The following is an 11917-nucleotide window of genomic DNA, read 5'->3' on the forward strand; positions in this document are numbered from 1 at the left end:
CGCGCGGATCGGCAGGCGGTACTGCGCGCGGACGCCGCACCCCTCACCCTCCGACAAGGGAGAAGTTTGAGACTGCAAAGACGCTCAAGAGCTTCGCTGGCCGTCGTCGCGGCCGGCGCCGTAGTGGCGGGAATGCTCCAGGCAACCGCCTGGGCCGAGAGCCCACCACCGGGTGACAGGCCGTCCACCCCACCCGCCCGGGACTCGGTCCCGGCCGACGAGCGCGCCGGCGTACTGGGTCCGGACTACAGATCCTCGACGGACATCGCCTGGACCACCACGGGCGATGCGCAGGGCTTCCACCTCCTGACCGCCACCGAGAAGAGCGGCTACGCCTGGAAGACCCTGGCGTCCCTGGCCGAGCCCGGTTTCGACGCCGACCAGTGGATCGGCAACGTGTGCGTGACCGGCTCGGGCAAGCGCGCCGTCGTCGTGTACGCACCGCGTACCTTCACCAACTCCCCGGCGCTGATGGCCCGCGGCGGCTTCACCGCCATCGTCGATCTGACGAGCGGCGAGACCACCAAGCTCAAGGTCAACGCCTCGCTGTCGTACTACAACCCCGGGTGCGGCACCGGCGAGGAAGCGGTCCTGACCCAATCACCGGGGGAGGACCGGAAGCAGACGCGGCTGATCCGGGTGAACGCCGCGACCGCCGAAGCGAGCGACCCTGTCGTCGTCGACGGCCAGGTCACCTCCTCCGTCCCGGCCGGCAACGGCACCGTGGTCGCAGCATCCGGACGCACGCTGGTCGAGATCGGCCGCAAGGGCAAGAAGCGCAAGCTGACCACGACGGGCACGGTGCCCTACCGCATCACCAAGGACGGTGACGGCGGATACGTCTTCCTCGAGCGTGTCCAGCGTGACGGCCTCAAGCAGGCGGAGACCACTCTGGTCCGCCGTTGGGCGCGCGCGAAGACATCCGGTCTGGGACGTGGCCCACTGGGCAACACCGGTCTGACCCGCCGCGGGGGCCAGGTCTTTGTCACCGGCGCGCCGCGGATGGCGCAGGCCCTGCCGCAGACGGTCACCGCCCTGCGCGGCGCCGACAAGGACGCCACGCTCTCCACGCGCGGCGCCGCGATCGTGCAGCACACCGCGTGGGCGGACGGCAAGGGCTCGCCCAGGTACCTCCACCCCGACACAGCCGCGGACACCCGATCGGTCGAGATCTCCGCGACCGTCCGCGGCAACGGCCACAAGGCCACCTTCACCGTGACCCCCCTCAAGGCCAAGTCCGCGAAGTGGACGACTTCTCGCACGCCTTCGCCCCTCCTGGGCCAGTCGCACAAGAAGAAGACGCCAGGTACGGGCGGCATGCGCACCAACAGCGCCGGAGCGACGCTGCTGTCGGCCGACGACCCCGGTGACGTCACCGGCACGCGTACGGAAGTCGTCGAATCGGAGCGCACCTGCTCCGTTCCCCGCAGCGACGTCCGCAACCAGGCGATGCAGCCCAAACCCCGCCAGGTCGAATGGGCGGTCAACAAGGCGATCACCGGCAGGCTCAACGTCGGTGCGTCACGGCCGGCGAACTGGAAGAACCTGGGCATGCCCGCGTACTCCCCCCAGTCGCTGTTCCTCAACCCGTCCCTCGAAGGCGGCGGCCGGGTCCCCGCCCAGGTCATGCTCGGTATCACCGCACAAGAGTCGAACATGTGGCAGGCGGCGCGTTCGACGGTGCCGGGGGCGACCGGCAACCCGCTGATCGGCAACTACTACGGCATCGACCTCTACGACGGCAACACCGACAACGACTGGGACGTGGACTGGTCCGAAGCCGACTGCGGCTACGGCATCACGCAGGTGACCGACCACATGCGCCTGGCCGGACGCGAAAACGGCAAGGGCGGCACCGCCTGGGACTACCAGAAGCAGCGTGCCGTCGCCCTGGACTATGCGGCCAACGTCGCTGCCGGCCTGCAGATCCTCGTCGACAAGTGGAACCAGACCAAGCGCGCGGGGCTGGTCGTGCACGACGGCGACCCCAACAAGCTGGAGAACTGGTTCTTCGCCCTGTGGGCCTACAACAGCGGCTTCTACGAGAACGTCAACGGCAACGGGCCGTGGGGGGTGGGATGGGCCAACAATCCCGCCAACCCGGAATGGGACGCCGGCCGCAGCCCTTTCATGGAGGACTCCCTCGGCAACGAGGACCCGGCTGACGCCGCCCGTCCCCAGAACTGGCCGTATCCGGAGAAGGTGCTCGGATTCGCCGCCCATCCGCCGGCCTACCTCGAATCCCCGGGCACCATGGTCCCGGCCTTCCGCGCCGCCTGGTGGAACGGCACCAGCGGCGACGCCACGATCAGCGGCTCGGCCAAGTACAACCGGGCAAGGGTGAAGCCGCCGGAGGACCTCTTCTGCGGACCGTACAACTGGTGCGAACCGTCGAAGATCAGCGACGGCGCGCAGAACGAGCCCGGACAAGGTCCCTGCACACGCGACGACTTCCAGTGCTGGTTCCACCAGTCGGTGCAGTGGAAGACGGACTGCTCCTACTCCTGCGGCAACGAGTTCTTCCGCTTCCCTTCACCGGACTACGACGCCGAACAGGCCGACGGCACCGCCTACCCGCCGATCTGCACTCGCTCCGGCCTGCCGTCCGGCGCCATCATCATCGACGACGCACCGGCCGGCACACCGTCCGTCCGGCCGAACTGCTCCAACAGCGACTGGAGCAACGAAGGAACCTTCACCCTCGACTTCGGAGCCGGTGAAGCAGGCATCGCTCACGACGGGCAGACCATCTCCACCGTCTGGCCCGCCAAGGTCGATCTCCATCAGCTCGGCGCAGGCTTCGGAGGCCACTTCTACTTCGGGCACACCCGCGCCGACGACGCCAAGGGCCAGCGCCTGAAGATCACCGGAACGTGGAAGCTGAACCGCCAGCTGGACACCGCGGCCAAGGTCATGGTTCACCTCCCCGACCACGGCGCGCAGGCCCAGGACGTCCGCTACCGCGTGAGGACCGCCCAGGGCTGGAGAGACGCACCACCGGTCAACCAGCTCCTGGACGGCGGTGAGGGAAAGAACCGCTGGGTCTCGCTCGGCGCCTACCAGTTCACGGGCGCCGTTCCCGAAGTCCAGGTGGACACCCTGGCGCCCGGCGGTACAGGCGACACGGACATCGCCTTCGACGCGGTCGCGTTCATCCCCGGCGACTACTCGGGCATGCCGCAGATCACCTTCCCCGATCCGGACCCGAACGCTCCGGAGATCGATTACGACGACCAGAAGATGATCCCCATCCCCACCCCGCCGCTGGACTTCCCCTCCACCCTGAACCGCAGTGCGAAGTCCGCGCCCGAAGGCAGCAAGCCTGCCAAGAAATGCAGCCCGGAGGACGCCAAGACGGGCCGACAGCTGTGCATCCAAGTCAACGGCGACGCCGCCACACGCTCAGCCGGCGGGACGGCCTCCACGCTGGCGGGAGGCCTTGTCCCCGCCTGCGACAGTCGAGCCGTGAATCTGTACAACAGATACGAGGCGTGCATCTCCAGCGACCGCAGCGATCCCATCGTCGCCACGCTCACCGAGCGCGGCACGCCCATCGGCAGTGCGAGCTGGGACATCGACCAGCAGATCAAGCTGTACAAGAACGAGAACGCCATCGACCAGCAGATCACCTTCACTCCGGTGCGGTTCACCGGTGCTCTCACCAACGTGACGCTCAATGTGAAGGCCGACTGCTTCGGGCCCTGTGAGTCCGGCCAGTCGCAGTGGGCCGGATCCCGTACGTGGCTCAAGGAGGACCTGCACCAGGCGACCTTCGGGCAGCCCAGCTGGTGGACCGGGACGTCAGGCAAGGACAGCCTGATCCTCTCCTGGACCCTGACGGCCACCACGACCCAGACACCCGACCCCGCGATGACCTCGTGGTCGGACAACGACCTGGTGGTCCGCTGCGATGTGATCATGGGCAATGAGGAAGTCCCCGAGACCAAGCCCGGATGCGTCTTCCCCACCTACACGCCCACGCTCACGATCAACACCAAGAAGTACCCCGCTGCGGCGGCGCTCTACTGGCTGCTGATCGAGAAGCTGGAAACCCATCCAGGAGGCGAGAAGTACAACAGTCCGCTGTCTCGCCAGGGCAACGAAGCCGTCGTCGCGAACAACCGGAAGGTGATCTGTGACAGCACCTTCAACCCCGTGCCCAATGGCACGACAGCAACAGGCACCAAACCCTCCTGCGACGAGTATCCCTTCGCCAGCTCCCGCCAGAGCGGTGGAGGAACCGTCACGTCGGGATCGCAGTGTGCCCAGTTCTACGCCGTGAAGAGCGGAACTCGCTGGTCCCTCAAGTACGACACCAGCTCGTCGCTGCCGACATGGAAGGAAGTGTGCGGCAGGGGCAGCATTCCGCTGGACCAGAACACCGGTGCCGGCGGTCAGCTCGGCCGATTCACCACGGCCATGCGACTGCACGACGAAGACAAGTACTACATCGACGTACCTGGATTCAGCAACTGCAACCTCACCGCGTGTGATCTCCCCTAGAACCATCATCTAGGGGACCGGATCGAGTGGGGGTGTGGGCCGACAGCCCACACCCCCGCGTTCACATCATTCGGAGTCTTCGGGAATTCTGCCGCTGAGGTGTTCCTCCTGCATCAGAGAAGACTGCGAAAGCGACAGCCCGAAGGTCGTCTCCGCGAAACGCAGCATCGCCACCACGGGATCACCGTCGACTGGAGTGCCGTCCGTCGGCAGACCAGCCTGCGCCATCTGCGGGAGGAAACGGTCGGGATCCGTTCCGGAGCGCAAGTGGGGCAGGCCCGGGTCGAAGCCGCAAACCTCTTCTCCGTCGAGGGCGTGGATAAACGCAGGCGCCGTCGCCGTACTGATCAGCGCAACCAATTCCGTATCGGCCGAAACCTGCTCGATGACACCTTCCTCCAGAATGCGCGCGCCCCAGCTCTGCAAGGCGAAGGACCACCGGTCCCCGTCCCCGAAGCTGAGCACCGCGCCCCCGTCCTCGTCCTCAAGCTCCCATTCTTGGGCGTCACCCAAGCTCAACGATTGAGCTGATTCCTCCGAGCATCCGAACCTGGTGAGCAGGTTGCGGGCCGGAACATCACGGACGAAAACCAACGAGAAGCCCTGCCCGAACATACTGGGCAACCAGGAAATGCCAGACATACCTGCCGTCCCTTACTCAGATGGCTATGTCGACCGGCTTGCCCTCCGGCCGTGCCAGTCCTTTCGATCTCCGTATTCAAACACGGTGCCCCATGCAAGAGGCGCCAAAATCGAACGTGATACAGCGCAGCACAGCCGGCGGCAGCCGTGATGAGGCGCTTACGCGGAATCAGGGCGGAAGGGCGCAAGCCGACGGTCAAAGAAGTCCGACGGTTCCCGCCTTGCACGTACGCGCGTCAGCCGGCCGGCCTCTCATCGATCGGGGAACCTTCGCTGAGCCGGCGGACGAATGCGAAGACCCACGTGGCGAAGAGCACGAGCAACAACGCGAGGGCGAGGAGCCAGGGGGCGGGGCGGACCCAGCCGATGGCAAGGGCGGCGACGGCTGCCGTGGCGAGGGCCGCCTGCACCGATGTGTAGAGGGACGGATGCCGGTCGTAGTCCGCCAGCGTGGGCAGAAGCACCACGGTCGTGACGAGCAGGACGGCCACCGACCCGCCCATCAGCCAACTCACGGCGACGGGTGTCCGGTCATCGGTGGCGTGCTCCACCAGTCCGACCATGCCCGCGCCGGCGGCCGCCACAGCCATCGACAACGGCATGTGAACGAAGATCCATGTCGCCAGGGAATGGCCGGTCTCGCGGGGCATGCGCCGGGACACGAGGTCGGCGTAGTTCCACCAGAACCCGAAGCCGACGGCGAGCCCCAGCAGGCCCGTCGTCGTCACGACGGCGCCGCGTTCGGTGTCCGTCAGCCCGTTCACGACGCCGATGACCACCTCACCGAGCACGATGATGATGAACAGGCCGAACCGTTCGACCAGCGCTTCCGTCACCACGTCGTAGCTCGGCGCTCTGCGCCAGGAAATGAGGATCACGCACTCCACGGCACACCACGCGACGACGAACACCGCCCAGACGACGAGACGGGCGTCGGCCGACAATGGCGCCGAGACCCCCATCGCGATGACGCCCACGAGCATGACGATCAGATAGCGGCGGGGCGTTCTGCGCAACTCCGGTCGGTCAAGCCGGTACACGGAGAACCATTGGTAGCTCAGCAGGGCGAGCAGCACCGCGTAGAGGACGGCTACGGTGCGGCCGTCGTCGCCGTCCGCGTGACCGACGTAGACCGCCGTGAGGGACAGCAGCAGCATCTGCGCGAAGATCAGCGAACGGGTGTGGCCGTCCTCCCGGCCGTGCAGTTGGTAGAAGAGCGTGCCGTTCAGCCAGGCGATCCAGATCAGCCCGAAGACCACCGCGAAGGTCGCCGTGCCTCGCCAGGTGAAGTGCTCCGCGAGCGTGTGGGCCGCCTGGCCGACCAGGACGACGTAGACGAGGTCGTAGAAGAGTTCCAGGAAACTGACGCTGCGACCGGGATCGACCTCGCCGTGGCGCCGTGGCGGACGGAACAGCCATCGCCGGATCCCGGCGCCGAGGGGGACACCCTTCGCGGTATCGGAGCGGGGCTCGGGGGCGCTGTCGGACATACGTGGCTCCTGCGGGCGCGGCCGGACGTGGTACGAAGTGATCGTGACGGCTGCACGGCCACGGTGCCGGTGGGCACGCCGCCCGACGTCGGAGATGTGCCCTGGTCGCGGTCCAGTCGGTGTGGACCGGATGGCGCGTGACGGATCGCATGCCGGCCCTGCCGGCCCGAGGGCGGCCGGATACAGTGCGTCCAACGGCAGCCTGGTCTGTGAGGGAAGCGTGACCGAGACGAGCGACACCCGACCCGCCGACGGGGAAGCGCGGGCGCCTGGCCGGAGCCCGCTGCGCAGCCTGCTGCGCTACCTCCCCATGATCGCGCCTGTTCTGCTGTGGTTGGTGCCCTACTGGGTCCTCCTGCACACCGGCCAGGATTGGCCGATGCCCGTCCGACTGATAGGCACCGGCGTCTTCGCGTTCGGCCTCGTCGGCATGCCGCTCGCGATGGCACGGGGCCACGGCCGGCGCCAGGACGACCGGGCGGCGATCGTCGGTGACACGCTGCTGGGCGTCAGCTGGGTCCTGTTCACCTGGTCCGTTCTGCTCGGGGCGGCGCTTCGGCTCGCTCTCGCGGTGGCGGATGTCGGCGAGGGGCAGGACCGGGCCCGCACGGCCACCTGGGCCGTCCTCGGCGTCAGCGCCGTACTGCTTGCGTGGGGATACATCGAGGCGCGCCGCGTGCCGCGCGTGCGCCGACTCGACGTGCAACTCCCACGCCTGGGGGCGGGCTTGGACGGTGTCCGTGTCGTCCTCATCACCGACACCCACTACGGCCCCCTGGACCGGGCCCGCTGGTCCGCAAGGGTGTGCGACACCGTGAACACTCTCGACGCCGACCTGGTCTGCCACACCGGCGACATCGCCGACGGCACCGCCGATCGCCGCCGCGCCCAGGCTTCCCCGCTCGCCACCGTGCGGGCGACCCGTGCCCGTGTCTACGTCACCGGCAATCACGAGTACTACAGCCAGGCCCAGGGCTGGGTGGACCTGATGGACGAGCTGGGCTGGGAGCCGCTGCGCAACCGCCACGTTCTGCTCGAACGCGGCGGCGACACCCTCGTGGTCGCAGGCGTGGACGACGTCACCGCCGAGTCCTCCGGCCTGGCCGGTCATCGCGCCAACCTGGCCGGAGCCCTGGACGGCGCCGACCCCGGTCTGCCCGTCCTGCTCCTGGCGCACCAGCCCAAGTTCATCGACCGGGCGGCAGCCGCCGGTGTCGACCTCCAGCTCTCCGGCCACACCCACGGCGGCCAGATCTGGCCCTTCCACCACCTGGTCCGCCTCGACCAGCCCGTCCTGGCGGGCCTCAGCCACCACGGCACCCGCACGGTCCTCTACACAAGCCGAGGCACCGGCTTCTGGGGCCCGCCGTTCCGCATCTTCGCCCCCAGCGAGATCACCCTGCTCGTGCTCCGTTCCCCGGACCGGCCTGCCGGCACGTGAGGTTCGACGATCCCGTTCGCGAGCCGGCGACGACTTCACCGGTCGCCCGAAGACTCACGTAGACGTCGGTATGGACCTGGGTTTGGCTGAGTCGGGGAAGAGGCGGGGGGCGGGCGGTTCACGCCGGGGGACGGATCCGGGCTCAGTAGCCGTAGATCATCTTGTAGGCCACCTCGGGGAGGAACTGACCGGCCGTGGAGCCCTGCCCCACACCGCAGTTGCCGTCCGACTCGCCGGGCACCTTGATCCACAGGAGCATCTCGGCGCCTCCGCCGAGCCGGGTGGGCGTGCCGATGCGGCGGCCCGCCGGGTTGCACCACTGGCCGTCGGAGCCGTTGCCGTTGCGGCTGGTGTCGACGACGAACGGCTTGGTGTAGCCGTAGCGGGAGCTCAGTTCGCGGTTGACGGCGTTGCCGTAGGCGGTGTTCTCGGCGGTGGGGATGTAGTTGGAGATGTTGAGCGAGAAGCCGTGCGCCTGCCGGAGTCCGGCCTCGTGCAGGCGCCGGGCCATGGTGGCCGCGTCGGCCCAGCGCGGGTTGCCGGCGTCCATGTAGACCCAGGTGTTGGGGGCTTGGCGGCTGAACTGGGCGAGGGCACCGCTGAGCATGCCCTCGCGTTCGTCGATCTGCGCCTGGGTCATGCAGCCGTAGTCCCCGAGGGAGTCCGGTTCGAGGATGACGAGGGCCGGGCGGTTGCCGATCCCGCCGGCGAACTGGGCGATCCAGTCGGCGTAGGCGGCCGGTGAGGCGGCCCCGCCCGCGGAGTGCCCGCCGCAGTAGTCGCGGTGGTAGATGTTGTAGGCGACCAGGAGCGGCAGTTTGTCGACGCGGTCCGCCGCGCCCACGTAGGCCCCCGTGGCGGTGCCGATGGTGCCGCTCCAGGAGCCGAACCAGCGGGCCGTCGGGGTGTTGGCGATGGACGCGCCGATCGCGGCGGCGCGGCCGTCACCGGGGTTGGCCGCCACCCACCTCTTGGCGCTGGAGTCGGGGTCCACGTAGAACCCGTTGGTCAGGGTGGTGGGGTCGGCCGCGTGTGCGGCGGGCGCGGTGGCGAGGGCCAGTGGCACGGCGGAGACGGCAGCTGCCAAGGCGAGGAGTGTGCGGCGCAAGACGGAACCTCGTTTCCTGGTGGGGGGTTGGGGCCAAGGGCGGTGGTGCGCTCCACGCGTCGCTCAGGGCGTGGACAGGTCGAACCGCGTGACGCGGACCGCGCCGCCGAGCGCCTGGGTCGCGTGGTTGAAGAGGGCGAAGCGGTAGCCCATGAAGAAGCGCCAGTCGTTGCCCAGGGAGAAGACCGGGCCGAGGCGGGTGAAGGTCGTGCCGTCGGTGCTGTAGGAGAAGGTGCCGGGGCGGGCCGAGCCGGGACGGATGTCCGCGGTGGCGCGCAGCCAGATCCGGTTCCCGCCGGGCACGGGCGCGCTCGCGCGTTCGGTGCCGGTGCCCGTGGTGTTCCAGTTGCCGTCCATGGCCAGCCCGTCCACCATCACCACGCGCGTCGTGCCGCCGTCACGTTTCAGCCCGATCCACGCGGAGGAGTCGCGCAGCAGCGCGAGTCCGGCCCGGTCGCCGTCCCGCATGCCGGAGTGGTCGAGCTGGACCGTGGCGGTGGAGGTCGGGCCCTGGATGCGGTGCGTGAGGGTGTTGCGGGCCCAGTAGAGGTCGCGGGTGACGGTGGCGGTCCGCAGCGTCAGGCCGTTGCCGGCTGACCACTTGGTGTTGTCCGGGTTGTGGTTCCACTCCCACCTCGGATCGAGCGTGGTGCGGTCGAAGGTGTCGACGCCGGTCAGGGGAGCGACCTGACGGGGTGGGGCGGGCACGGCCGGGCTCGGGTACGACGTGCCCCAGGCGCCGTCGACCAGCTGGACGACGGGCCAGCCGTCCGTCGTCCAGGTGACCGGCGCCAGGGCGGGCATCCGGCCGCCGGGGTAGGCGTCGACGAAGGCCAGGTAGTACCAGGCGCCGCCCTGCGTCCGCACCAGCCCGCCCTGGTGCGGGACACCCCCGCCGGGGATCGGTCCGCGCAGGTCGAGCAGGACCTGCCGCAAGGTGTACGGACCGAAGGGGCCGCTCGTCGACTTGAGGATGTACTGACCGTTGGCGGGGCGGGTGAGGAAGATGTAGTACTGCCCGTTGATCTTGTAGAAGCGGGCACCCTCGAGCGTGCCGATGCTCGACGGCGTCGAGAACACCTGCTGCGACCTGACCTGGCTGCGGCCGTCGGGCGAGAGCTGGGCCACGTGGATGGTGGTGTTGCCGTAGGCCACGTACAGGGTGTCGTCGGTGTCGACGAGCAGTCCGGCGTCGTAGTAGGGCGTGCCGATGGTCGCGAGCCGGCTCCACGGGCCCTCGGCGGCGGTGGCCGTGTAGACGTACGTGCGGGCGAAGTCGATCTGGCCGAGCCAGTAGAAGGTGCGGTTGCTCGGGCGGTAGGCGAGCGTCGACGCCCAGATGCCGCGGACGTAGCCGCGCGCGCCGTTCAGGTCGTACTTGGCTCCGAAGTCCAGGACGGGCACCGAGTGTCCCGCGATCTCCCAGTTGACGAGGTCGTACGACCGCAGCACGGGTGCGCCCGGCGAGTAGTGCATGGTCGAGGCGGAGGCGTAGAACGTGTCGCCGACGCGGATGACGTCCAGGTCCGCGAAGTCCTGCCAGATCACGGGGTTGGTGTAGGAGGCGGCGGCCGTCGGATCGAGTGCCTGGGGGGCCGCCGGGGCAGCAGCCGAGGCCCGAGGGGTGGCGGCGAGCGGGAGCAGGGCTCCGGTGACCAGGCCGGTGGCGGCGGTCAATGCGTGTCGGCGGCTCACAGGATGACGAGGGCATGACATGTCTGTCTCCTCAGGCTGGGGTGCCGCTGTCCGGGGCGTGATGGAGCAGGTTCGTTCGATATGTGGAACATCGATCGGCTTGTCGAGCAACCAGGATGATAGGAGGCCGACCGGTGACGTCAAGGGTCCTCGCAATATTCGGCACGAACATCGAAATATTTCGCTGCGCACGGTTCGCAATCCCGGAGGTCGCCGCGACGGCCGCCCGGGCCATGGACCTATTGGTTGGCGCGCCGGACGTCCCCGTCCAACTGGTCGAAGGGAACCACACCTTCTTCGACGACCACTCGGCGGAAACAGCTGCTGGGCGACGCGGCCCAGGAGCACTCCGCGATCGGCGGCCCCGGACTCGACCTCGGTCTGCAGGACGCGTTCAACCTCGGCCGGAAGCTGGCCGCCACCGTGCGCGGATGGGCCCCCGAAAGTCTGCTCGACACCTACGACGAGGAACGCCGGCCGGTCGCGGAACACGTCGTGTCCTCGACGCAGTCCCAGTCGGCACGGCTGCACCCCGGACCGGAAGTCGGAGCCCTGCGAACCGCCCACCTGCTTGCCGGCACCGCCGAGGGGTTCGCACCCGACCTCGTGATCGACACCGCCGCAGGTGCCTGCCGGCTGGCCGAATCGACTCACACCGTCCGGCCCTTGCTGCCCGAGGGGACGAACGCGACAGGCGTGCTGCTACGCCCCGACTGCCACATGGCATGGACCGGAACCGAACCGGGCGACGTCAGCGGTCTGCGAGCCGCGCTGCACCAGCGGTTCGGCGAACCGCTGGTGCGACGCCCGTGAGCCGGGCACGTCTCAAAGGGGGGCGACGACCCTTGCCGCTGCGTGCACTTCGCCCAGTTGAAGCTCTCGATGATGGCCCGCGCAGACCGGGGCGGCGCGCAGGACGGCGCCTACTCCACCGGCGGCGGCCTGAGCTGGAACGGGTGCAGGGCAGCACCGGTGGCCAGTGCCCACCACGGCCATGCGGACGCGGTCCGCAGTACGGCGACCTGTCCTGACCTCGGC

At 68.8% G+C, this 11917-nt stretch carries 7 protein-coding genes; 3 read left to right on the forward strand and 4 right to left on the reverse strand.

What is annotated here, in order from left to right:
* Positions 1-66: 66 nt before the first annotated feature.
* On the forward strand, positions 67-4503 hold the full coding sequence (locus ACIGAQ_RS09165; RefSeq protein ID WP_399780556.1) for a hypothetical protein: 4437 nt from the start codon (positions 67-69) through the stop codon (positions 4501-4503).
* A gap of 66 nt (positions 4504-4569) precedes the next feature.
* Here ACIGAQ_RS09165 and ACIGAQ_RS09170 read toward each other — a convergent pair whose 3' ends face one another.
* Both ACIGAQ_RS09170 and ACIGAQ_RS09175 read right to left on the reverse strand, forming a co-directional pair.
* Positions 4570-5145: a DUF6461 domain-containing protein gene (locus ACIGAQ_RS09170; RefSeq protein WP_399780559.1), complete on the reverse strand. Its 576-nt coding sequence runs from the start codon at positions 5143-5145 to the stop codon at positions 4570-4572.
* 236 nt (positions 5146-5381) lie between these two features.
* Positions 5382-6635: a low temperature requirement protein A gene (locus ACIGAQ_RS09175; protein WP_399780561.1), complete on the reverse strand. Its 1254-nt coding sequence runs from the start codon at positions 6633-6635 to the stop codon at positions 5382-5384.
* A gap of 220 nt (positions 6636-6855) precedes the next feature.
* Here ACIGAQ_RS09175 and ACIGAQ_RS09180 point away from each other — a divergent pair, with 220 nt between their 5' ends.
* A complete protein-coding gene (locus ACIGAQ_RS09180; protein ID WP_399780564.1) occupies positions 6856-8076 on the forward strand; it encodes a metallophosphoesterase in 1221 nt (406 codons plus the stop codon).
* A gap of 142 nt (positions 8077-8218) precedes the next feature.
* Here ACIGAQ_RS09180 and ACIGAQ_RS09185 read toward each other — a convergent pair whose 3' ends face one another.
* Together ACIGAQ_RS09185 and ACIGAQ_RS09190 are read right to left on the reverse strand one after the other, a co-directional pair.
* Entirely contained in the window at positions 8219-9184 is a 966-nt protein-coding gene (locus ACIGAQ_RS09185; RefSeq protein ID WP_399780567.1) for a glycoside hydrolase family 6 protein, read from the reverse strand.
* A gap of 63 nt (positions 9185-9247) precedes the next feature.
* A complete protein-coding gene (locus ACIGAQ_RS09190; RefSeq protein WP_399780570.1) occupies positions 9248-10900 on the reverse strand; it encodes a glycoside hydrolase 43 family protein in 1653 nt (550 codons plus the stop codon).
* 225 nt (positions 10901-11125) lie between these two features.
* Here ACIGAQ_RS09190 and ACIGAQ_RS09195 point away from each other — a divergent pair, with 225 nt between their 5' ends.
* On the forward strand, positions 11126-11692 hold the full coding sequence (locus tag ACIGAQ_RS09195) for an FAD-dependent monooxygenase (protein ID WP_399780573.1): 567 nt from the start codon (positions 11126-11128) through the stop codon (positions 11690-11692).
* The last annotated feature ends 225 nt before the right edge of the window (positions 11693-11917 follow it).

This window comes from Streptomyces sp. NPDC085932, from assembly GCF_044540525.1.
Lineage (GTDB): Bacteria > Actinomycetota > Actinomycetes > Streptomycetales > Streptomycetaceae > Streptomyces > Streptomyces levis.

Coding starts and splice junctions, on each gene's coding strand:
- ACIGAQ_RS09170 (WP_399780559.1), bottom strand. CDS start 5,145: ATGTCTGGCATTTCCTGGTTGCCCAGTATGTTCGGGCAGGGCTTCTCG.
- ACIGAQ_RS09175 (WP_399780561.1), bottom strand. CDS start 6,635: ATGTCCGACAGCGCCCCCGAGCCCCGCTCCGATACCGCGAAGGGTGTC.
- ACIGAQ_RS09190 (WP_399780570.1), bottom strand. CDS start 10,900: ATGTCATGCCCTCGTCATCCTGTGAGCCGCCGACACGCATTGACCGCC.